The sequence below is a fragment of the Streptomyces nigrescens genome (assembly GCF_027626975.1).
Taxonomy (GTDB): domain Bacteria; phylum Actinomycetota; class Actinomycetes; order Streptomycetales; family Streptomycetaceae; genus Streptomyces; species Streptomyces nigrescens.
The window spans coordinates 7464959-7486528 of sequence record NZ_CP114203.1 but is presented as its reverse complement, the minus strand read 5'-3'; the positions used below and the strand labels follow the sequence as shown (position 1 = coordinate 7486528).

General features: G+C 71.1%; 18 protein-coding genes. 8 read left to right on the top strand and 10 right to left on the bottom strand.

Annotated elements, in window-relative coordinates; all coding sequences use genetic code 11:
- Window positions 1-149 precede the first annotated feature (149 nt).
- Both eat and STRNI_RS33130 read left to right on the top strand, forming a co-directional pair.
- The gene (gene eat, locus STRNI_RS33135) at window positions 150-1619 is read left to right on the top strand and encodes an ethanolamine permease (protein ID WP_274734681.1); all 1470 of its coding nucleotides are present in this window, start codon (window positions 150-152) and stop codon (window positions 1617-1619) included.
- 92 nt (window positions 1620-1711) lie between these two features.
- Window positions 1712-2410, top strand: a complete 699-nt coding sequence (locus STRNI_RS33130) for a gamma-glutamyl-gamma-aminobutyrate hydrolase family protein (RefSeq protein ID WP_018087746.1) — start codon at window positions 1712-1714, stop codon at window positions 2408-2410.
- A gap of 40 nt (window positions 2411-2450) precedes the next feature.
- On the opposite strand, the gene STRNI_RS33125 is transcribed toward STRNI_RS33130, so the two are convergent.
- Window positions 2451-3383: a LysR family transcriptional regulator gene (locus STRNI_RS33125; protein ID WP_174876467.1), complete on the bottom strand. Its 933-nt coding sequence runs from the start codon at window positions 3381-3383 to the stop codon at window positions 2451-2453.
- 86 nt (window positions 3384-3469) lie between these two features.
- Here STRNI_RS33125 and STRNI_RS33120 point away from each other — a divergent pair, with 86 nt between their 5' ends.
- A complete protein-coding gene (locus STRNI_RS33120) occupies window positions 3470-4615 on the top strand; it encodes a TDT family transporter (protein ID WP_277412547.1) in 1146 nt (381 codons plus the stop codon).
- Window positions 4616-4684: 69 nt separating this feature from the next.
- Here the strand turns inward: STRNI_RS33120 and STRNI_RS33115 are convergent, their stop codons facing one another.
- The 4 genes from STRNI_RS33115 to STRNI_RS33100 form a co-directional block, all read right to left on the bottom strand.
- The gene (locus STRNI_RS33115) at window positions 4685-5422 is read right to left on the bottom strand and encodes a helical backbone metal receptor (RefSeq protein WP_277412546.1); all 738 of its coding nucleotides are present in this window, start codon (window positions 5420-5422) and stop codon (window positions 4685-4687) included.
- Between the two features lie 63 nt (window positions 5423-5485).
- Complete coding sequence (locus tag STRNI_RS33110; RefSeq protein ID WP_018087750.1) at window positions 5486-5926, bottom strand: hypothetical protein; 441 nt, start codon at window positions 5924-5926, stop codon at window positions 5486-5488.
- Window positions 5927-6159: 233 nt separating this feature from the next.
- Complete coding sequence (locus STRNI_RS33105; protein ID WP_277412545.1) at window positions 6160-8760, bottom strand: ABC transporter permease/substrate binding protein; 2601 nt, start codon at window positions 8758-8760, stop codon at window positions 6160-6162.
- On the bottom strand, window positions 8753-10009 hold the full coding sequence (locus STRNI_RS33100) for a quaternary amine ABC transporter ATP-binding protein (RefSeq protein ID WP_018087752.1): 1257 nt from the start codon (window positions 10007-10009) through the stop codon (window positions 8753-8755). The genes STRNI_RS33105 and STRNI_RS33100 overlap by 8 nt, the downstream gene beginning before the upstream one ends.
- 227 nt (window positions 10010-10236) lie before the next feature.
- Here STRNI_RS33100 and STRNI_RS33095 point away from each other — a divergent pair, with 227 nt between their 5' ends.
- On the top strand, window positions 10237-11151 hold the full coding sequence (locus STRNI_RS33095; RefSeq protein ID WP_093647997.1) for a 5'-3' exonuclease: 915 nt from the start codon (window positions 10237-10239) through the stop codon (window positions 11149-11151).
- 49 nt (window positions 11152-11200) lie between these two features.
- Window positions 11201-12058, top strand: a complete 858-nt coding sequence (locus STRNI_RS33090) for a siderophore-interacting protein (RefSeq protein ID WP_277412544.1) — start codon at window positions 11201-11203, stop codon at window positions 12056-12058.
- A 183-nt stretch (window positions 12059-12241) separates the two neighbouring features.
- Here the strand turns inward: STRNI_RS33090 and STRNI_RS33085 are convergent, their stop codons facing one another.
- Window positions 12242-12919 carry a MerR family transcriptional regulator gene (locus STRNI_RS33085; RefSeq protein WP_277413350.1) on the bottom strand — a complete coding sequence of 226 codons (678 nt, stop codon included), beginning with the start codon at window positions 12917-12919 and terminating at the stop codon, window positions 12242-12244.
- Window positions 12920-13119: 200 nt separating this feature from the next.
- Between STRNI_RS33085 and STRNI_RS33080 the strand changes: the two genes are divergently transcribed.
- Window positions 13120-14085: a hypothetical protein gene (locus STRNI_RS33080; RefSeq protein ID WP_266449435.1), complete on the top strand. Its 966-nt coding sequence runs from the start codon at window positions 13120-13122 to the stop codon at window positions 14083-14085.
- On the top strand, window positions 14082-14597 hold the full coding sequence (locus STRNI_RS33075; RefSeq protein ID WP_159489991.1) for an ABA4-like family protein: 516 nt from the start codon (window positions 14082-14084) through the stop codon (window positions 14595-14597). The genes STRNI_RS33080 and STRNI_RS33075 overlap by 4 nt, the downstream gene beginning before the upstream one ends.
- Here STRNI_RS33075 and STRNI_RS33070 read toward each other — a convergent pair.
- Window positions 14572-14976 carry a VOC family protein gene (locus STRNI_RS33070; RefSeq protein ID WP_159489993.1) on the bottom strand — a complete coding sequence of 135 codons (405 nt, stop codon included), beginning with the start codon at window positions 14974-14976 and terminating at the stop codon, window positions 14572-14574. The two genes, STRNI_RS33075 and STRNI_RS33070, sit on opposite strands and share 26 nt — an antisense overlap.
- A gap of 440 nt (window positions 14977-15416) precedes the next feature.
- Here STRNI_RS33070 and STRNI_RS33065 point away from each other — a divergent pair, with 440 nt between their 5' ends.
- Window positions 15417-16535 (top strand): LLM class flavin-dependent oxidoreductase, encoded by a 1119-nt coding sequence (locus STRNI_RS33065; protein ID WP_266449377.1) that lies wholly within the window; start codon window positions 15417-15419, stop codon window positions 16533-16535.
- Window positions 16536-16621: 86 nt separating this feature from the next.
- Here STRNI_RS33065 and STRNI_RS33060 read toward each other — a convergent pair whose 3' ends face one another.
- The 3 genes from STRNI_RS33060 to tatA all read right to left on the bottom strand — a co-directional run bounded on the left by STRNI_RS33060 (window position 16622) and on the right by tatA (window position 21466).
- Window positions 16622-19438 (bottom strand): DEAD/DEAH box helicase, encoded by a 2817-nt coding sequence (locus STRNI_RS33060; protein WP_109888652.1) that lies wholly within the window; start codon window positions 19436-19438, stop codon window positions 16622-16624.
- A 702-nt stretch (window positions 19439-20140) separates the two neighbouring features.
- The gene (gene tatC / locus STRNI_RS33055; RefSeq protein WP_018087761.1) at window positions 20141-21100 is read right to left on the bottom strand and encodes a twin-arginine translocase subunit TatC; all 960 of its coding nucleotides are present in this window, start codon (window positions 21098-21100) and stop codon (window positions 20141-20143) included.
- A 63-nt stretch (window positions 21101-21163) separates the two neighbouring features.
- Complete coding sequence (tatA, locus tag STRNI_RS33050; protein WP_018087762.1) at window positions 21164-21466, bottom strand: Sec-independent protein translocase subunit TatA; 303 nt, start codon at window positions 21464-21466, stop codon at window positions 21164-21166.
- Between the last annotated feature and the right edge of the window lie 104 nt (window positions 21467-21570).

Here is a 21570-nt window from a genome sequence, read left to right as displayed (position 1 = left end):
CCGGCGCGGGGACCGGTGCGGAGACCGGCGCGGGGGCCCGCGTTAACCATTCTTTTACGCAGAGGTCTTGCGCTGGAGCGACAGCGAGAGCAAAGGTATGCCGCTGAACCTTTGCTCGATTTCCCCCCTCGGCGAGGCAGGAGCGGCTCATGGCCGACAACACGGAATCGCAGACCGCACCGCCCCTCGGGGCCACGGGCGGAGCATCGCCCGACGAGACCTATCTGGAGCGGCGGACGCTGCGCCGGGGCAGCGCGGGACCGCTGCTGCTGACCGGCCTGGGCGTCGCCTATGTCGTCTCCGGCGACTTCTCGGGATGGAACAACGGCCTGGCGCAGGGCGGCTTCGGCGGCCTGGCGATCGCCGCCGTCCTGATGGGCCTGATGTACACCTGTCTGGTCTTCGCGCTGGCGGAGCTGGCCTCGATCCTGCCGACCGCGGGCGGCGGCTACGGCTTCGCCCGGCGCGCCCTGGGCACCTGGGGCGGCTTTCTGACCGGTACCGCGATCCTGATCGAATATGTGCTGGCACCCGCCGCGATCTCCATTTTCATCGGTGACTACATCGAATCGCTCGGCCTGTTCGGTCTGCACTCCAGCTGGCCGGTCTATCTCGCCTGCTTCGCGGTCTTCATCGGCATCCACCTGTGGGGCGTGGGCGAGGCACTGCGCTTCAGCCTGATCGTCACCGCCATAGCCGTCGCCGCGGTCATCGTCTTCGCGATCGCCGCACTGACCGACTTCCATGTCGACTCGCTCAACGACATCCCCGTCAAGGCCGGCGCCTTCGGGGCCAACTCCTGGCTGCCGTTCGGCATCCTGGGGATCTGGGCGGCCTTCCCGTTCGGTATGTGGTTCTTCCTGGGCGTCGAGGGCGTACCGCTGGCGGCCGAGGAGACCAAGGACCCGGCCCGTTCGCTGCCCAAGGCGATGGCCGCGGCGATGGGCATCCTGCTGGTGCTCGCACTGATCACCTTTGTCGCCGCGACCGGCGCGCGCGGCTCGGCGGCGATCCAGTCGGTGGGCGATCCGCTGGTCCAGGCGCTGCAGCCGGACGGCAAGCCGACCACCGTCAGCCGGATCGTCAACTACGCCGGTCTCGCCGGCCTGGTGGCCTCCTTCTTCTCCCTCATCTTCGCCGGCTCCCGCCAGCTCTTCGCGCTCTCCCGGGCCGGCTATCTGCCCCGCTTCCTCTCCCTGACCAGCCGCCGCAAGGCCCCCTACCTGGGTCTGCTGGTGCCCGGCGCGCTGGGCTTCGCGCTGGCCGCGGCCACCGGCGACGGCGCCCGGATGCTCAATGTCGCGGTCTTCGGCGCCACCATCTCCTACGCGCTGATGGCGCTCTCGCACATCGTGCTGCGCCGCCGCGAGCCCGGCCTGCACCGCCCCTACCGCACCCCCGGCGGCATGCTGACCTCGTCCGTCGCGTTCGTCCTGGCCTGCTCGGCGCTGGTCGCGACGTTCCTGGTCGACAAGGAAGCCGCCTTCATCGCCCTCGGCGTCTACGTCGTGGCGCTCGCCTACTTCGCCTTCTACTCCCGGCACCGGCTGGTGGCCACGGCGCCCGAGGAGGAGTTCGCGGCGCTGGCGGCGGCGGAGGCGGAGCTCGCCCGCGACTGACCTGCACACTCGGGCCGTGGCCGGCCGGGACCTCCCGGCCGGCCACGGCCGCCCCCGCACCGCCCACACTCACGTACGGAGGACCGCACCCCATGTCCCAGCCCCTCATCGGCATCAGCACCTACCAGGAAGAGGCCCGGTGGGGGGTGTGGACGCTGCCCGCCTCGCTGGTGCCCGCCGGGTACCCCCAGCAGGTGCAGCGCTCGGGCGGGCTGGCCGCGCTGCTGCCGCCGGGCGATCCGGCCACCGCCGCCGCGGCCGTCGCCCGCCTGGACGGGCTGGTGATCGCCGGTGGCGCGGATGTCCAGCCGGCGCGCTACGGCGCGGAGCCGCACCCGAGGACCGGCCCGCCCGCCCTGGACCGGGACGCCTGGGAACTGGCCCTGATCGAGGCCGCCTTGGCGGGCGGCGTCCCGCTGCTGGGCATCTGCCGCGGCCTCCAGCTGCTGAACGTGGCGCTGGGCGGCACCCTCATCCAGCACCTCGACGGACATGCCGGCGCCCCCGGTGTCTTCGAGCAGCACGAGATCAAGCCGGTCCCCGGGACGCTGCTGGGCCGTACGCTCCCCGAGCCGGTCGCCGTGCCGACCTACCACCACCAGGCCGTGGACCGGATCGGCCGCGGGCTGCTGGTCTCCGCCTATGCGGAGGACGGCACCATCGAGGCACTGGAACTCCCGGGCGCCTACGGCTTCGCCCTGGCGGTGCAGTGGCACCCGGAGGCCGGGGACGACACCCGGGTGATGGACGCCCTGGTGGCAGCGGCGCGCGGGGAGTCCCCGGCGGAGTGAGGGCCCGGCTCTGCCGTGGTTCCCGCGAAGGGCGCCGGCCTCAGGGCGCCCCGCGCGTCAGCCCGAGCAGCTCGCGGGCCGGGCCCGCGGGCCGCTGACCGGTGGGCCACACGGCGCGCAGCTCGCGGCCGAGACGCAGTCCGCGCACCGGGATCTCCACCAGCCGGCGCGCGGTCAGCTCCTCACCGACGGCGAGTTCACTGAGGACCGACGGCGCCGCCTCGCTCACCACCGCCGCCTTCACGGCGGTGGTCGAGGCGAGTTCCAGGAGCGGTTCGGCCAGCCCGCCGTGCCGGGCGAGCGCCGCGTCCAGCACCTGGCGGGTCCCGGAGCCCCGCTCCCGCAGGATCAGCGGGGTGGCGGCCAGTTCGGCGGCGGTCAGCTCCGCACGGCGCCTGGTCCAGGGGTGGGACGGGGCGGCGACCACGATCAGCCGGTCCTGCCCGATGACCGTCCCGTCCAGCCCCGCCGGCACCTCCAGCCCCTCCACAAATCCGAGATCCGCCGCGCCCCCCAGCAACCGCTCGGCGACCGCGCTGGAGTTGCCCGCCAGCAGCGAAACGGCGGTGCCGGGCCGCTGCGCGCGCAGCGCGATCAGCCAGCCCGGCAGCAGATACTCGGCGATCGTCATGCTGGCCGCGACCCGCAGCCGGGAATCGCGCCGCCCCCGCAGCGCCTGTGCCCCCGCGTCGAACGCCTCGGCCGCCTCCACCACCCGCCGCGCCCAGTCCGTCACCAGCGCACCGGCATCCGTCAGCCGGGAGCCGCGCGGTGAGCGCTCCACCAGCGCCACCCCCAACTGCCGCTCCATCGACCGGATACGGCTGCTGGCGGCGGGCTGGGTGATGCCCCGCGCCCGGGCCGCCCGCCCCAGACTCCCGAGCCGGGCGACGGCGAGCAGCAGCTCCAACGCGCCGAGATCCGGGACCCGGTGCGACAGCGATACGGCGACGGGCTCGTCCTCAGCACCCATAAATCCCCCTACACATAACCCCAGCTTATGCCCTCATAGACACAAGGTCCCTGGTGGCGGCCGCCCGGGGCGACGACGCTGTTCTCATGGCAACCCTCGCGCAAGCACCTTCCCGCACCGACACCACCGCCCCCGCCACCGGCGCCCCCCACCTCTCACCTTCGGTCCGCCATCTCGGGCCGAACTGGTACGCCGCCGTCATGGGCACGGCGATCGTCGCCAACGCCGGTGCGGCCCTGCCGCTCACCGGGCCCGGTCCGCGCACGGCCTGCCAGGTGGTCTGGGGGCTGTCGGTGCTGATGCTGCTGACGCTGCTGGGCGCCAGAACCGTGCACTGGGTCCGCCACGGCGACCAGGCGCGCCGCCATCTGCTGGACCCGGCCGTCGCCCCGTTCTACGGCTGTCTGGCCATGGCACTGCTGGCGGTCGGCGGCGGCACGCTCGCGGTGGGCCGGGACGTCATCGGCGCACCGGCCGCGGTGGCCGCCGACGCCGTGCTGTGGACCGTGGGCACCCTGGCCGGTCTCGCGGGCGCCGCGGCGATCCCGTATCTGATGGTGACCCGGCACCGTATCGAGCCCGGCAGCGCCTCCCCCGTCTGGCTCCTGCCGCTGGTCGCCCCCATGGTCTCGGCGGCGCTCGGCCCGGCGCTGGTGCCGCATCTGCCGGCCGGCCAGTGGCAGCAGGCCCTGCTGCTCGTCTGCTACGCCCTGTTCGGCATGTCCCTGCTGGCCACGCTGCTCGTCCTGCCGCTGGTCCTGTCCCGGCTGCTCCACCACGGCCCGCTCCCCCTGGCGCTCACCCCCACGCTGTTCCTCGTGCTCGGCCCGCTGGGCCAGTCCACCACCGCGGTGAACAACCTCGCCGATGCCGCACCGGGCGTCGTGGACCCCTCCATCGCACACGCCATGGGCGCCTTCGCGGTGCTCTACGGCGTCCCGGTGATGGGCTTCGCGCTGCTCTGGCTGGCGCTCGCCACCGCGCTGGTGGTCCGTGCCTTCCGCCGCGGCATGGGCTTCTCGATGACCTGGTGGGGCTTCACCTTCCCCCTCGGGACCTGCGTCACGGGCGCGGCGGGCCTGGCCCTGCACACCGGGCTGACGGCCTTCGACTGGCTCGCCGTGGCCCTCTTCGCCGTCCTCGTCACGGCGGTGGCGGTGGCCGGCACCCGCACCGCCGCCGGCCTGGCCCGCGGACACCTGCTGACCCCGCCCCGGCCGGTCACGCCGTAGGGCGTGCCGTGCGGATCAGGCGGCTCACGGAGTCCGGCGCCCACGACGGGCCCAGCCGCCCCCGCTCCCTCACCGGGCCCCGGCCAGCGCCTGTGCCAGTACGGCCGGGGCCTGCAGCAACGACGGCCCGTACCAGGTCAGACAGCGGCCGCTGACCAGCGCGGCGGGCAGACCGGGAAACGCCTCGGGACCGTCCTCGGCGCTGAAGCGATAGGGCTCGTCGGGCAGGACGACGAGATCGGCGGCACCGGAGTTGAGCGCGTCGAGCGGGATACGGGGGTAGCGGTCGGCGTGGTCCGCGTACAGGTTCCGCACTCCCAGACGGGCCAGGACATCACCGGCGAAGGTGTCCCGCCCCAGCACCATCCACGGCCGGCGCCAGACCGGCACCACCGCGGTCCGCTCCGCCGCCGGGGGCGGAAGCTCACGCCAGGCGGTCTCGGCGGCGTCCAGCCACGCGGGCCTGGGCAGTCCGCAGCCCGCCACCAGCACCCGCGCCAGTTCGCCCCACGCCTGGTCCAGTGTCCGCACCTCGGTGACCAGGACGGTCAGCCCGGCGGCCCGCAGCGCCTCCAGATCCTGCGGACGGTTCTCCTCCTCATTGGCGATCACCAGATCGGGCGCCAGCGCCGCGACCCTGCCGACGTCCGGGTTCTTGGTGCCGCCGATACGGGGGACGTCGAGCCCGGCGGGGTGGCTGCACCAGTCGGTGACCCCGGCCAGCAGCTCGGGCGCGCACGCCGCCACCGCCTCGGTGAGGGAGGGCACCAGGGACACCACGCGCCGGGGGGAACGGTGACCGGTCATCCGCTCACGGTACGCGCCCGTCTCCGCGCGGGCAGCCGACCGGCGTCATCACGCCGTCCGGCCTCAGGAACGGCCGCCGACCGTGCGCCGCAGCCAGAACGCCGCGCCCGCGGCGAGTGCCAGCAGCACCAGACCACCGGCCGCCTGGGCGGCGTTCACCCCCTCGACCCGGCCGTCGCGCACCGTGACGGTCTCGGTGAAGCTCTCCCCGCCCGGCGCACAGTGGATGGTGACCGGGTAGCGGCCCGGCGCGGCCCCCTCGGCGACCCTGGCCCGGGCGGCCATCCCGCTCTCCCCCGGCCGCAGCAGCACCGAGCCGAACAGCCGCGATGACGCGTGCGCCGAGCGGGCCGGGGCACACTGCCTGCCGTCGCTGATACTCACCCGCTGACCGGCCACCATCGGATCCGGCTCGACCCGGGCCGAGGCGCTGGGCGCGGCGAGCCCCAGGGCGGAGGCGGCGAGCAGGGCGACGGCGGCGGGGTGTGCGGGCTTCACGGTCATCTCCTTCGCCGGCCGCGACCAGGGCGGCCCCTCAGGAAAAACAGGCACACAGCAGAGCGAATCACCTGTCCCGCCCCGCCGCGCAGCAAACGCCGCCGGTCGGGTGATCCGCCGGTGTCCCGCGCCGCGGCGGCCGTACGCAACGAGCCCCGCCGCCCGGCAACTGCCGGGGACGGGGCTCGTCACACCACGGGGTGGTTCGCGCGGGCGCGCGAACTACGCGCCGTACACGCCTACTTCACCGGCGCCATCTTGTCGACGATGCCCGGATGGTCGGCGATCCACTTCTCGACGCCCTTGTTCTCGTTGCCCTTGCCGGCGTCCTGGATGGCGTTCTCCAGGCTGCCGAGCTCCTGGGCGTTCATCTTCCAGTTCTTCAGCCAGCCGTGGAACTCCGGGAACTTCTTCGGGAAGCTCTTGTGGCCGAGCGTCTTGATCTGGTTGTTGGCGCCCCAGGTGCCCTTGGGGTCCGCGAGCTTGGTGAGCTTGTACTTGCTGTACGCCCAGTGCGGCGACCACAGCACCACCGCGACGGGCTCCTTCTTGTGGTACGCCCGGTCCAGCTCCGTCAGCATGGCGCTGGTGCCGGCCGAGGTGACCTCGAAGTCCTGCAGACCGTACGCGGGGGCGACGGTGTCCTTGAGGCGCTTCATCTCGCCGGTGCCCGGCTCAATTCCGATGATCTTGCCCTTGAACTCGTCCTTGTGCTCCCGCAGATCGTCCAGGGTCTTCACACCCTTGACGTAGGAGGGCACCGCGATCTCCAGCGAGGTCTTGTCGTACCAGGGCCCGACGTCGACCAGGTCCTTCTTGTACTTGTCCCAGTACTGCTTCTGCGCGACCGGCAGCCAGCCGTCCGTCTCCACATCGATCTGGCCCGTGGACAGTCCCGTCCACATCGGTCCGACATCGAGGTTGCGGATGTTCGGCTTGTAGCCGCGCTTCTCCAGGATGTTCTTCCACAGGTACGTGGTGGCGATGCCCTCGTCCCACGCCGGGTAGCCGATGTTCGGTGCCTTGCCGGCGTCCTTGCCCTTGGCGTAGGTGGCGTCGGCGGACGGCGCGACCTTGTCGACCAGGCCGGGGTGCTTCTTCAGCCAGGTGCGCACACCGTCCTGCTCATGGCCCTCACCGGCGCTCTTGATGTCGTTCTCAAGGCTGGTGAGCTGCTTCTCGTCCAGGTGGAACTTCTTCATCCACTTGGCGACCTCGGGCTCGTCCTTGGCGAAGCCCTTACGGCCCAGCAGGTGCAGACCGTCACCGGAGCCGAAGGAGCCCTTGGGGTCCTTGAGCTTGGTGAGCTTGTACTTGTCGTACGCCCAGTGCGGCGACCACAGCGTGACCGCGATCGGCTTCTTGGCGTGCAGGGAGCGGTCCAGCTCGGTGAGCATGGACGCGGTGCTGGACTCCTGGACCTTGTACTCGCCGCCCAGGCCGTAGTCCTTGAGGACCTTGTCCTTGAGGATCTTCATCTCGCCGGCGCCCGGCTCAATGCCGGTGATCTTGCCGCCGAGCTCGCCGCCCTTGCCCTTGAGGTCGTCGAGGGTCTTGACGCCCTTCATGTAGGACGGGACCGCGATCTCCAGGGAGGTCTTGTCGTACCAGGTGCCGAGGTCCTCCAGCTTGTCCTGGTACTTCTTCCAGTACGAGGCGTGGGTGGTCGGCAGCCAGGCGTTGGTCTGCACATCGATGTCACCGCGGGCCTGCCCGGCGAACAGCGGTCCGGCCTCCAGGGCCTGGACCTTGGGCTTGTAGCCGCGCTGTTCGAGGATTTCCTTCCAGAGGTACGTGGTGGCCTTGCCCTCGTCCCAGTTGACGTAGCCGAGGCTGATCGGACGGCCGTTGCCGCCGCCGCCCTGGCCGCCGCTCTTGCCCACCATGCCCATACCGCCGGCGAGCAGCGCCAGCACGACGATGCCGACCATGGCAACGGAGGTGGCGGGCCGCCAGTGCAGGAACTTCATCCCGCCGAGCGACGCCTGCGCCTTGGCCAGCGCCCGCCGGCCGAGCGGGGAGACCCGCTGGTTGAGCGCACCGGTCATCCGGTCCAGGTACATGGCGAGGATGACGACCGCGATACCGGACTCGGAACCCAGTGCCACGTCGACCGAGCTGATCGCGTTGTAGACGGACCCGCCGAGACCGCCGCCGCCGACCATGCCGGCGATGACGACCATGGACAGCGCCAGCATGATGACCTGGTTGATACCGGCCATGATCGTGGGCAGCGCCAGCGGCAGCTGCACGCGGAAGAGCGTGCGCCGCGGGTGGGTGCCGAACGCCTCGGCCGCCTCGACCAGTTCCCCGTCGACCTGCCGGATGCCGAGCTCGGTCATCCGGACCGCGGGCGGCATGGAGAAGACGATGGTGGCGACGATGCCGGGGACGACACCGAGGCCGAAGAAGAGGATGCCGGGGATGAGGTAGACCATCGCCGGCATCGTCTGCATCAGGTCCAGGACCGGACGCAGCACTCCGCCGACGACCCGGCTGCGGGCCGCCCAGATACCGAGCGGCACAGCGACCAGCACGGTGATCAGGCAGGCCACCAGCACCAGGGAGAGCGACTCGATGGTCGGTCCCCACTGTTCTACGGAGTCGATCAGTGCGAAGCCGAGGAAGGCGAGCAGGGCGGCCGGCAGACCGCGCAGCCACCAGGCGAGCACCGCGAGGATGCCGGCCAGCAGCAGCGGTTCGGGTCCTGCGAGGACCGTGTGAATCGCGTCGTAGAGACCGTTCAGCACCTTGGTGATGAGGGTGAAGAGCCAGTCGAGGTTGTCGCGCAGCCAGTTGACGGCGCTCTCGGCCCAGCTGCCTATCTGGATCCTAGGCACCGGCGATCACCTTGTCCTCGGGGTCGTTGTCCCCGGGCGTGGCCACGGAGTCCTTCGCGGCGGCCGGGTCGCCCGCCGGCGCGTCGTCGTCCGGCGCGTCCACGGCGGGCGTCTTGCCGAGCGCCACTGCCGTGCCGTCCGCGGCCGGGGCCTGGGCGGGGACACCGCCGGCCGCGGCCTGCCGGTCGCCTTCGCCGAGGACGGCGAGCAGCCGCTCGGCCGCCACCGCGCCGACCAGGTCACCGTGCTCGTCGGTCACGGCGACCGGAACGGTGCTGGTCGAGCAGGGGGTGAACAGCTCGACCAGCGGGGTGTCCACACCGACGGTGGCGGGCGCCGCGGCCCGGAACTCCGCCGCGGTGGTGAGCTTCCTGCCCTCCGGGGTCGTCGCCCCGAGCACGGTCCCGACCTCGGCCATGATCGCGCCCGCGGTCAGCACCCGCGTACGGTCCACGTCCTGGGTGAAGGAGGCGACATAGTCGTTGGCCGGCGTGACGAGGATGTCCTCGGCGCTGCCGATCTGGACGATCCGCCCGTCCCGCATCACCGCGATCCGGTCGCCGAGGCGCATCGCCTCGTTGAGGTCGTGGGTGATGAAGACGATGGTCTTCTTCAGGGTCTTCTGCAGTTCGAGCAGCTGGTCCTGCATATCGCGGCGGATCAGCGGGTCGAGCGCGCTGAAGGACTCGTCCATCAGCAGCAGATCGGCGTCGGTGGCCAGCGCCCTGGCCAGGCCCACCCGCTGCTGCATCCCGCCGGACAGCTCGTCGGGCCAAGACTTCTCCCAGCCCTTGAGCCCGGTGAGTTCCAGTGCCTCGGTGGCGCGCCTGTTGCGCTCGGCGCGCGGGACGCCCTGCACCTCCAGCCCGTAGGCGGCGTTCTCCAGCACACTGCGGTGCGGGAAGAGCGCGAAGTGCTGGAAGACCATGGAGATCTTCTCGGAGCGGACCTTGCGCAGTTCCTTGGCACTGAGCGAGGTGAGGTCCTGGCCGTCGAACCGGACGGTTCCGGCGGTCGGCTCCAGCAGCCCGTTGAGCGTGCGCAGCAGGGTGGACTTGCCGGACCCGGACAGACCCATGACGACGAATATCTGGCCCTCGTCCACCTCGATCGACGCGTCGATCACCGCGGCGGTGGTGCCTTCGGCCCGCAGCTCCTCCCGGCCGGCGCCGGCTTCGAGCTTGCGGACCGCGTCCTCCGGTCGTCTGCCGAACACTTTGTACAGGTGCTCGGCTTGCAGCCTGGACACATATACCTCTCTTGTTGTGCGAGTAACGACCTGCCACCCCCGTAGCCAGGTCGTGGAGCGGCGCGGGGTCGGCCCGCCTTTACCGGTCGAATAGTTGAATCTCGACCGGGTCCACTCCGGGTCCGCGCCTGCCCCTCTTTATCTGGCTCAAACACAACGGTGAGTCAGCTCACACCTGTGTGACGTATGGGGCATACGGCAAAATGCGGGGTGTGACTCGACGACTGATGCTCCTCGATACCGCCTCGCTCTACTTCCGCGCCTATTTCGGGGTACCGGAATCAGTCAAAGCCCCGGACGGTACCCCGGTGAACGCGGTACGCGGCCTGCTGGACTTCATCGCCCGGCTCGTCCAGGACCACCACCCCGATGACCTGGTCGCCTGCATGGACTTCGACTGGCGCCCCCAGTGGCGGGTCGATCTGATCCCCTCCTACAAGGCACACCGGGTCGCCGAGGAGGCCCCGGCCGGATCCCCGGAGCCCGACGAGGAGGAGATCCCCGACACCCTCTCGCCGCAGGTCCCGGTCATCGAGGACGTACTGGACGCCCTGGGCATCGCCCGTATCGGGGCGGCCGGCTACGAGGCCGACGACGTCATCGGCACCCTGACCGCACAGGCCACGGGCCCCGTGGACATCGTCACCGGCGACCGCGACCTCTTCCAGCTCGTCGACGACCGGCGTGGTATCCGCATCCTGTATCCGCTCAAGGGCGTCGGGACCCTCCAGATCACCGACGAGGCGCTGCTGCACGAGAAGTACGGGGTGGACGGCCCCGGATACGCCGATCTGGCGCTGCTGCGCGGCGACCCCAGCGACGGCCTGCCCGGCGTCCCGGGGATCGGCGAGAAGACCGCCGCCAAGCTGCTGGCCACCTACGGCGACCTGGCGGGCATCATGGCCGCCGCCGACGACCCCGCCTCGAAGGTGACCCCCGCACAGCGCAAGCGACTGGTGGAGGCACGCCCGTACCTGGCGGTCGCCCCGAAGGTCGTGAAGGTGGCCACCGATGTGCCGGTGCCCGCCGTCGACCACACGCTCCCCGCCGATCCGGCCGACCCCGAGCGCCTGGAAGCACTGGCCGCACAGTGGGGCCTCGGCGGCGCCCTGCACCGGCTGCTCGTCACACTTCGCCGATGAACTGTTAGGTTAGGTATACCTAATCACGTTGGCGTCAGGGGAGATTGCCGTGGCAGCAGAGCGTCCGTCCCGCAAGAAGCCCGCCGCGCACCGCGCGCGGGTGCAGCGCACCGAACAGCTCACCCCTCACATGGTCCGTGTGGTGCTGGGCGGTGAAGGTCTGGCGGAGTTCGAGGCGGGCGAGTACTCCGACCACTACGTCAAGCTGGTCTTCCCGCAGCCCGGTGTGCAGTACCCCGAGCCGTTCGACATCGCCCAGATCCGCGCCGAGTTCCCGCGCGACCAGTGGCCCAGCACCCGTACGTACACCGTCCGCACCTGGGACGCCGCGACCCGCGAGCTGACTGTGGACTTCGTGGTGCACGGTGACGAGGGCCTGGCCGGGCCCTGGGCGGCCGCGGCACAGCCGGGCGAGGAGATCTTCCTGCTCGGCCCCGGCGGTGCCTACGTCCCGGAGGCCGCTGCCGACTGGCATCTGCTGGCGGGCGACGAGAGCGCCCTGCCGGCCATCGCGGCCTCCCTCGCCCGGATGCCCGCGGGTGTGCCGGTGCACGCCTTCATCGAGGTGGCCGGGCCGGAGGAGCGCCAGGAGCTGGACGCACCGGCCGGCGCCGAGATCAGCTGGCTGTACCGCGGTGGCGCCCCCGTCGGCCGCGAACTGGTCGCCGCGGTAAGGGCGTTGGACTTCCCTTCCGGCCGGGTCCAGGCGTTCGTGCACGGCGAGGCCGGCTTCGTGAAGGAACTGCGGCGGCTGCTCCGCGTCGAGCGCGAGATCCCCCGCGAGGCCCTGTCCATCTCCGGCTACTGGCGCAAGGGCCACGACGAGGACGGCTGGCAGGCCTCCAAGCGCGACTGGAACCAGCAGGTCGAGGCCGAGCAGGAGCCCGCGACAGCGGCGGCCTCCTGACCCGGCGGCCTCACACGGCCCTTCCCCGACGAGAACCCTCGCAGGGAGGGCCACCCGTTCCACGGGCCCGGAGTTGACCACGGCCAACTCCGGGCCCGCCCATCGGAAGCCGGGAGTTCCGGCCTACCCACCGGATACCGGGAACTCCGGCCCGCCGACCGGATGCCGGGCTCATGGCGCGTCCTACCGACCGCCCGCGCCCTCGGCCGCAGCACCCTCCCCGGCAGCGCCCTCCGCGGCACCCTCGAACTTACGGGCCGACGCCTCCACATGCGCGAGCCGGCGCATCGCCGCGAGGACCGCATCCCCCAGGACGGTCCCCACCACGACGCACTCCACCATCCCGTCGACCTCGGCATTGCGGCCCAGCCACGCCAGATCAGCGGCGGCCACCCGCTCACAGGCCGCGGCATAGTCGTCCAGGATCTCCTCGAACTCACCGCGCCCGACGCCCCGGAAGGTGGCCAGCGCGACGGCCAGCGCCTCGAAGGCCGGATGGTCCGGCCCGACCCGCCAGCCGCGGTGGCGGATCAGCTCCGCGACCGACTGCCGCGCCCGCTCCATACCCTCCGGCGTGGCGGCCGGCCGCGGGGTAATCGCATGCTGCGCCGCACCGAGGACCTCGTGCACCGGCTCCCCCGGTGAGTCGACGGCGGCCAGCACTTCACGCACGGCCGAGACCGTGAGCCCCCCGACGTCGATCAGCCCCCGGATCAGCCGCAGCCTGCGGACATGGCCGTCGTCGTAACTGGCCTGATTGGGGCTGGTCAGCCGGCCCGCGGGCAACAGCCCTTCGCGGACGTAGTACTTGATCGTCGGGATCGCGACCCCGGTCTCGCGACTCAACTCCCCGATGCGCATCTGCTGCCCTTCCCCTCGCCGGGACCGCGTCCCGGCGTTCCACATCTCCCGGGCGCCCGCACCCGGCCTTGCCATTCCGGTCCCCATCATAGATAGTCCAGCTATCAGATAGCAGGAAGCGCCACTATCCATTCTCGCTGTCCATTCTCTGGGGGATCCGTATGTCCAGATACCGCTCGTTACTCGCTTTCTCCTGGGCGATGGCCGCGCTCGCGGTCGTCGCGGCGGCCGGCCTGCTCGTCGACGACCGGGTTCTGGTCGGCGCGCCCATCTGGTTGAAACCCTTCAAGTTCGCGGTGTCGTTCGCCGTGTACGGGCTGACGATGGCCTGGATGCTGTCCCGGCTCGCCACCCCGAGCCGGACCGCACGGTGGGCCGCACACACCGTCGTGGTGGCCGGACTCGCCGAGATGGCCATCATCACCGGGCAGACCATCCGCGGCCGGCGCAGCCACTTCAATACCGAAACCCCGCTGGACAGGGGGCTGTTCGCCACCATGGGCGTCACCATCGCCGTCCTGTGGGTGGCCACGCTCGTCATCGCGGTCCTGCTCTTCCGGGCCCGCCCGGGCGACCGGGCCGCGACCTGGGCGATCCGGCTCGGACTGCTGATCGCCCTGGCCGGCCTGCTGCTCGGTGGGCTGATGGTGACGCCCACACCGGACCAGGAGGCCGCGGGCGCGCTGCGCACCGCCCTCGGCGCGCACAGCGTCGGCGTTCCCGACGGTGGCCCGGCCATGCCGCTGACCGGCTGGAACACCACCGGCGGAGATCTGCGCATCCCGCACTTCGTCGGCATGCACGCCCTCCAGGCGCTGCCCCTGTTCCTCTACGGGATCGAGGCGCTGGCCGGCCGCTTCATCCGGCTGCGGGACGAGCGGGTACGGCTGCGCCTGGTGCTGGTCGCGGCCGGCGGCGCCGCCGCACTGCTGGCGCTGCTGACCTGGCAGGCCCTGCGCGGTCAGGCCCTGATCCACCCGGACGGCGCGACGCTCGGCGCCCTCGCGGCCCTCGCGGCGGCCACGGCGGCCGGCACGTACGGCGCGCTGCGACGCCCCGCCCGCGCGGTCGGCAACCGGACCGGCCACGGCACCTCAGCCCCGCCCGCGGCCACCAGCGGCGAAATCCCCCGATCCCCCGACGCCGCACAGGAGTCGCCGGCATGACCACCACCACCCTCTTCGATCTGGCCTTCGCCCTCGCGGCGCCGTTCTGGGCGTTGCTGATCCTGGCCCCGGGGTGGCGCTGGACCGACCGGATCGCCGCCTCGCCGCTACCGATGGTGCCCGTCCTCGCGGTCTATCTCGCCCTGGCCGTCCCGGTGTTCCCGGAGCTGTGGGCCGCCGTCAGCCGGCCCGGCCTGGCGGGGTTCCAGGAGCTGCTGCGGCTCGGCGGCGGGGCGGGCGCGATCTGGGCGCAGGTGATCGCCTGGGATCTCTTCCTGGGACAGTGGATGTACCGCGAGGCCCGGGAGCTGGGGATCCATCCGCTGGTGATGGGACCGCTGCTGGTACTCACCGTGCTGCTCTCCCCCCTCGGCGTACTCCTCTTCCTCGGCATCCGCGCGGGCGTCCGCCGCCGGCACCGGCTGACGATCGGCGGGCGGCGCGTCCCGCAACGCGGATCACCGGACGCACCGCCCGCAAGTGCCGCTACGGCTGCGGGACACCGCCGCTAGGGGGCGTCTCCCCCTGAGGCGTATGGCAGACCGCTTCGATGTTGTTGCCGTCGGGGTCACGGACGAAAGCCCCGTAGTAGGACTCGTGGTACTGGGGCCACAGCCGTGGGGTGTGCAGGGACTCGGCACCGGCCGCGACGGCGGCGGCATGGAAGGCGTCGACAGCCGCACGATCGCGCGCGGCGAAGGCGAGGTGCAGCTCACGGGCGGGACCGTCGTCGGAGGAGGGGATGAGCCAGAGGGTGTGGCCGGTGGTGCCAAAACCGACGAACTCGCCGAATTCCTTGGTCCGTTGGGCCCCGAGCGGGGCGAGGGCACGGTCGTAGAACTCCGCGGCGGCCGCGACGTCCGCCACCTGGATCGCAATGTGATCAATCATGCCGCCAGCGTTCCACCGGAACGGGAAATCGGCGCGATGTTTTCCGGCAGCGGCTCCGGCAGCGGCCCGGTCGGCGCATACCGGTGACCTCTGCCGTGGTGACGACCTCCCGTCTCACATGACCGAGCGCGTCAGACGGTGGGGCCTGCTGTGGGAGGAAGACGGCATACCCCCCTCGCCCGCACCGCTGTGAACTCCGCCCACCACACCAGGAATTGGTTGACGGCACATACATCTGCCTGTTCCACTGAGCCCATGCGTCCTCAGCAGCGGCTGGTCACCCGTGACCACATCGACTTCGGCCGGGTGTGGTCGGCCTCCTGTTGCCGCTGACTTCTCCGTAGCGCAGTACCCCTCCCCCGTACGCGATGCCGTACGCCCGCATGCCTTCCCGCGCATGCCCCTCAGCGCTTGATCCACGAGAAGACGAGGCCACACCCATGCCTGTTGAGTTCCTCGGCATTGCCGCGACCAACAACGGTTCCGAAGTCACCCCCCGCTCCGGCGCGTCCTTCGACAAGGACTACACGCTGAAGCTGGCCCGCGCCCACGAGGACTACGGCTGGGACCGGGTGCTGTTCGCCTACGGTTCCGGCTCCCCCGACCCCTCCCCGGCCGCCGCCTATGTCGCGGCCCGCACCGAGACCCTGCAGATCCTGGTGGCGCACCGCCCCAATGTCTCGTATCCGACGTTCGCCGCGAAGACCTTCGCGACCCTGGACCGGATCAGCGACGGCCGGCTCGCGGTGCACTTCATCACCGGTGGCAACGACCACGAACAGGGCCGCGAGGGCGACACCCTCACCAAGGACGAGCGCTACGACCGCACCCGCGAATACATCCGCCTCGTCAAGAAGATCTGGACCACCCATGAGCCCTTCGACCACGAGGGCACCCACTACCGCTTCCACGACTTCGTCTCGGACACCTTCCCCGTTCAACAGCCCCACCCGCAGGTGTCGTTCGGGGGCTCCTCGGCGGCGGCCTACGCGGCGGGCGGCGCCGAGGCGGACATCTACTGCCTGTGGGGTGAACCGCTGGCACAGACCGCCGAGCAGATCGCCTCGGTGAAGGCGGCGGCGCAGGCGGCCGGGCGCAGCGAGGTGCCCCGGATCCAGGTCGCGTTCCGGCCGATTATCGCGCCCACGGAGGAGCTGGCCTGGGAGAAGGCCCACCGCACCCTGGAACGGATCAAGGCCCGCAAGGCGGGCGGCGCGCTCAGCCGCCGCCATCCGCTGACGAACCCGCAGAACGCCGGATCGCAGCGGCTGCTGGCGGTGGCCGCCGAAGGGGAACGGCACGACCGGGCGCTGTGGACCCCGACCGCCGCGGAGACCGGCGGCGCGGGCAACTCCACCGCGCTGGTCGGCACCCCGGAGACCGTCGCCCAGGCCCTGCTCGACTACTACGACCTGGGCGTGGAGATCCTCTCCGCCCGCGGCTACGACCTGCTCGACGACGCCATCGACTTCGGCCGCCATGTCATCCCGATCGTGCGCGAGGAGGTCGCCAAGCGGGACGCGGAACGGGCGGCGGCCGGCGGCCGGCAGGCCTCGTAGCGCCCGGCTTCCCTGCCACAGCAGGCGGTGCCGCGCCCCGTCCGGACGGGGCGCGGCACCGCCGCACTGCCAAGGGTCTCCGGCTCTCAGCCCACCGACGAATACGCCACCACGCCGCGCAGCACACCGTCCATGGCCTTACGGGCCGTACGGGCGACCGTGCCGCCGGGCGGGGCCGCGGCCGCGATCTGGCCGAGGACATCGATCAGCTGCTTGCACCAGCGGACGAAGTCACCGGCAGGCATCTCCGCCTCGCGGAGCACCTCGTCGAGGCCGAATCCGGAGGCCCAGCGGTAGGCGGCCCAGGCGAAGCCGAGGTCCGGCTCCCGCTGGCCGACGCCCTCCGCCTGGTTGATCTTGTGATCCTCCTCCAGCGCATCCAGCCGGCCCCAGATACGGACCATCTCGCCCAGTGCGTCCCTGGCCTTGCCGGCCGGCAGCTTGGGCGCCACCGCATCGTCCGCCTGCCGCGCCTCGTACACCAGCGCCGAGGCACAGGCCGCCAGCTCCGCGGGGCCCAGCCCCTCCCAGACGCCGTCCCGCAGACATTCGCTCGCCAGCAGATCCAGCTCACCGTAGAGCCGGGCGAGCCGGCGGCCCTCGTCGGTGACGGTGTCGCCTTCGAGGTAGTCCAGCTCGGTCAGCAGAGCACAGATCCGGTCGAAGGTACGGGCGATGGTGTTCGTCCGCCCCTCGATCCGTCGCTCCAACTGGCGGGTGTCGCGCAGCAGTCGGTGATAGCGCTCCGCCCAGCGGGCGTGGTCCTCACGCTCGGCGCAGCCATGGCAGGGATGCGCCCGGATCTCCGTCCGCAGCCGGGCGATCTCGCGGTCGTCGGCCGCCTCCGAGCGGGGCTTGCGATGTCGCGACGGCACGACATGACCGGCCTTCGTCCGCAGCGCGGAGGCCAGATCACGGCGCGACTGCGGGCTGCGGGCGTTGAAGGACTTGGGGATCCGCATCCGGTCCAGCGCCTTGACCGGCACCGGGAAGTCGATCGATGCCAGCCGCTTGACCTGCCGCTCGGCGGTCAGCACCAGCGGCCGCGGGCCGTCCTGCGCATCGAAGCCGCGGTGGCCGTTCGTCCGCCCCGAGGGCATACCGGGGTCGAGGACCAGCGCCAGACCCGCGTACTTGCCGGTCGGCACATGGATGACATCGCCGGGCTTCAGCTTCTCCAGCGCCGCCGCGGCCGCCACCCGGCGCTGCGCCGCGCCCTGCTTGGCCAGCTCCGTCTCACGGTCCTTCAACTCCCGCCGCAGCCGGGAGTATTCCTCGAAGTCACCGAGGTGACAGGTCATCGAGCCGCGGTAACCCTCCAGCCCCTCCTCGTTCTTCTGCACCTGCCGCGAGATCCCGACCACCGACTTGTCGGCCTGGAACTGCGCGAAGGACATCTCCAGCAGCTCCCGCGAACGGTGCCTGCCGAACTGCGAGACGAGGTTGACCGCCATGTTGTACGACGGCTTGAAGGACGACCGCAGCGGATAGGTACGCGTCCCGGCGAGCCCGGCCAGCGCGCCCGGGTTCATCCCCCGCTGCCACAGCACCACCGCGTGGCCCTCGATGTCGATACCGCGGCGCCCGGCCCGGCCGGTCAGCTGGGTGTACTCGCCGGGGGTGATGTCGGCGTGCTGCTCACCGTTCCACTTCACCAGCTTTTCCAACACCACGGACCGGGCGGGCATGTTGATGCCCAGCGCCAGTGTCTCGGTGGCGAAGACGGCCTTGACCAGGCCCTTCACGAACAGCTCCTCGACGACCTCCTTGAAGGTCGGCAGCATGCCGGCATGGTGCGCGGCGATGCCCCGCTCCAGGCCCTCCAACCACTCGAAGTAGCCCAGCACATGAAGGTCGTCGTCCGGGATGCCGGCCGTCCGCGCCTCCACTATCCGACGGACCTGTTCGCGGCCCTCCTGGTCGTTGAGCCGCAGGCCCGAGACCAGGCACTGCTGGACGGCGGCCTCGCAGCCGGCCCGGCTGAAGATGAAGGTGATCGCGGGCAGCAGGCCTTCGTTGTCCAGACGGTCGATGACCTCGGGCCGGCTCGGCGTCCAGATACGGGCACGCTGGCGCCGCTCACGCTCCCGGTCCGCCTCGCGCATATTGCGGCCCCGGCGCTTGTCCCGGCCGAACGTCGGCCGGCTGTTCTCCATCCGCGCCAGCCGCTCCAGATCGGGGTTGACCTCACGGCGGCCGCCGCTCTGCCCGTCCCGCTCCTCGAACAGGTCGTATATCCGGCGCCCCGCGAGGACGTGCTGCCACAGCGGCACCGGCCGGTGCTCGGAGACGATCACGGCGGTGTCGCCGCGGACCGTGTCCAGCCAGTCGCCGAACTCCTCGGCGTTGGAGACCGTCGCCGACAGTGACACCAGCGTCACCGACTCGGGAAGATGGATGATCACCTCTTCCCAAACGGCGCCACGGAAGCGGTCGGAGAGGTAGTGCACCTCGTCCATGACCACATAACCGAGGCCGACCAGCGACTGGGAGCCGGCATAGAGCATGTTCCGCAGCACCTCGGTGGTCATCACGACCACCGGAGCCTCGGAGTTGACGCTGTTGTCGCCGGTCAGCAGACCGACCTTCTCGGCACCGTAACGCTTGACCAGATCCTGGTACTTCTGGTTGGACAGCGCCTTGATGGGCGTGGTGTAGAAGCATTTTCGGCCCTGCTCCAGGGCCAGGTGGACGGCGAATTCGCCGACGATCGTCTTGCCGGATCCAGTGGGGGCCGCGACCAGCACACCCTTGCCGGCCTCCAGGGCCCGACATGCCTCGACCTGGAACGGATCCAGCCCGAAGTCGTACATTTCACGGAAAGGGGCGAGTGCGGTGGCCTGCTCGGCCGCCCGGAGCTTGGCGGCGGCATAGCGCTCAGCAGGGGACATGTCCTCGGTCATCGTGCTTACGAGCCTACCGGCCACCTCTGACAACGACCCGATCTTTATGCCGCCCGTTTGCCGAAGGCTGGGCGCCGATGCGCTGTCGCTAGGTGGGTGGTGGGCCGGAGGGGACGCCCGGTAACCCTCCCCCAGCCTTCGGCCGGGAGGTGCCCCCACGGCGCGGGCGGCCCTGGCCCCAGAGGTTCATCGCCCCGTTGTTCGCTCCGGGTCCTGCGGGCGGCTCACCGGACATCCCCTCCGACCGCCGTACGTACGCGGCTGACCCGCCGTACCGATCACCGTCACGGCCGTACACCGCACCCCTTGGCAGGGACCTGGCCGGACCGCCCGCAGTTGGGCGCGGCCGGCATGGAGGTCGTGACGGACGGTGTCACCGGCCGGCAGTCGGCAACGCTGAACGGTTGGAGGGGATGTACCGGTGCCCGCCCGCAGGACTGGAGCGAACGCCGGGGCACTCAATCCCACGTAGCCGCGTCGCCCGCGCCGAGGACGGGTACCGGTGCGTCCCCTCCGACCCCCGCGGCAACCACACAACCCGCAAAACCCCAGCCCCCACCAACCCGCAGAAGTCAGGCGACGGACCGGCCGCGCCCCAAAGGGGCGCGGGGAACTGCGCGCCCAGCCACAACCGCACCCGCAGCCGGGGACGGAACGACGGAACGATCACCCCCGACGCCGACTACACCAAGTCACAACCCATCACGTGAAGTCGTCGTACCCACCACGACGCCCCGCACCGCCCTCGCCCGCCTCACCACTCGCCTGCTCCGGAAGCATCCGGCCAGAGGCAACCGGCTCGATCGCACCGACCTCGGTGGGCGTCAGATCGAGCTCCGAGGCCTCGTCGTCACTCAGCTCCGCATCCGGGTTGCCGAGCTTGCGGCGGCGGTCGTTGAAGAGGCAGATGCCGACGGCACCGAAGTACAGCACCACGATCGGCGCGGCCAGCAGCCCCATGGTCAGCGGATCACCGGTCGGCGTCGCGAGCGCCGCGAAGACCGTGATGCCCAGCACCATGAACCGCCACCAGCTCATGATCCGGCGGCCGGTGAGCACCCCGCCGAAGTTGAGCAGCACCAGGAGCAGCGGCAGCTCGAAGGCGAGGCCGAAGACCAGCACCATGCGCGTGACGATGTCGAAGAACTCGTCAGCGGGGAAGAAGTTGGCCCAGTCGCTGGGCGTCAGGCCGACCAGCGCGCCCGCCGTGGTCGGCAGGACCGCGTAGGCGAGGTACGCGCCGCCCAGGAAGAGCGGGGCACCGGCACCGACGAAGCCGAGGGCGTACTTCTTCTCGTGCCGGTGGAGACCCGGCGCGAGGAAAGCCCAGAGCTGGTAGAGCCACACCGGGGTGGCGATGACGACGCCGGTGGTGAGGGACACCTTGAGCATGATCGTGAACGGTGCGAGCAGACCGTTCGCCACGACCTGGGCACAGGGGTGGGTGCGCGGTCCGGAGGGTGCCTTGGGGCAGCCGACCGAATCGATGACCGGGCCCGTGACGAAGTGGGCGATCGCGTCGTACTGCCACATCGCGACGGCGGTGACGACGATGATCGCCAGCACTGATTTCAGCAGCCGATTGCGCAGCTCACGCAGATGCGCCGCGAGCGGCATACGCCCCTCGGGGTCCTTCTCCTGCTTGCGGGCAGACTTGGGCAACCCACTTCCTCGTCTCGTACATCAGCCGCTGCCGACCGGGCCGGTGCGACGGGGTCGGTTCGGTCAGCTCTGGTTGGTGCGGTTCGGCTCGGCCACGGGGCGCGAGCTGCTCACATCACCGGGAGCCGCCTGAATCGTACGAGGGGCCTGCTGAGCAGCATCAGAGGGAGCCTCGGAAGAGGTGCCGGACGTGGCACCACCGTCCGCGTCGCCGCCGTCCTTCTTCATCGCCTTGGCTTCGCTCTTGAGGATGCGAGCGGACTTCCCGAGCGAACGCGCCATGTCCGGCAGCTTCTTCGCGCCGAACAGCAGCACAATGACGACGAGGATCAGAATAATCTCGGGGGCCCTCAAGTTGCTGAACATGTGCGACTACCTTCTCGCCGGGGCGGCGTCTGCTGTGGTGCCTGCCGAATGGGGGTCGGACTGGCGTCCTGGTGCTCGCTCGATCGTAACGTTCGGTGGTGAAC

Bases quoted from the DNA above. Each gene is read 5' to 3' on its own strand.
- eat (WP_274734681.1), top strand. From the start codon at position 150: ATGGCCGACAACACGGAATCGCAGACCGCACCGCCCCTCGGGGCCACG.
- STRNI_RS33130 (WP_018087746.1), top strand. From the start codon at position 1,712: ATGTCCCAGCCCCTCATCGGCATCAGCACCTACCAGGAAGAGGCCCGG.
- STRNI_RS33125 (WP_174876467.1), bottom strand. From the start codon at position 3,383: ATGGGTGCTGAGGACGAGCCCGTCGCCGTATCGCTGTCGCACCGGGTC.
- STRNI_RS33120 (WP_277412547.1), top strand. From the start codon at position 3,470: ATGGCAACCCTCGCGCAAGCACCTTCCCGCACCGACACCACCGCCCCC.
- STRNI_RS33115 (WP_277412546.1), bottom strand. From the start codon at position 5,422: ATGACCGGTCACCGTTCCCCCCGGCGCGTGGTGTCCCTGGTGCCCTCC.
- STRNI_RS33110 (WP_018087750.1), bottom strand. From the start codon at position 5,926: ATGACCGTGAAGCCCGCACACCCCGCCGCCGTCGCCCTGCTCGCCGCC.
- STRNI_RS33095 (WP_093647997.1), top strand. From the start codon at position 10,237: ATGCTCCTCGATACCGCCTCGCTCTACTTCCGCGCCTATTTCGGGGTA.
- STRNI_RS33085 (WP_277413350.1), bottom strand. From the start codon at position 12,919: ATGCGCATCGGGGAGTTGAGTCGCGAGACCGGGGTCGCGATCCCGACG.
- STRNI_RS33080 (WP_266449435.1), top strand. From the start codon at position 13,120: ATGGCCGCGCTCGCGGTCGTCGCGGCGGCCGGCCTGCTCGTCGACGAC.
- STRNI_RS33075 (WP_159489991.1), top strand. From the start codon at position 14,082: ATGACCACCACCACCCTCTTCGATCTGGCCTTCGCCCTCGCGGCGCCG.
- STRNI_RS33070 (WP_159489993.1), bottom strand. From the start codon at position 14,976: ATGATTGATCACATTGCGATCCAGGTGGCGGACGTCGCGGCCGCCGCG.
- STRNI_RS33065 (WP_266449377.1), top strand. From the start codon at position 15,417: ATGCCTGTTGAGTTCCTCGGCATTGCCGCGACCAACAACGGTTCCGAA.
- STRNI_RS33060 (WP_109888652.1), bottom strand. From the start codon at position 19,438: ATGACCGAGGACATGTCCCCTGCTGAGCGCTATGCCGCCGCCAAGCTC.
- tatA (WP_018087762.1), bottom strand. From the start codon at position 21,466: ATGTTCAGCAACTTGAGGGCCCCCGAGATTATTCTGATCCTCGTCGTC.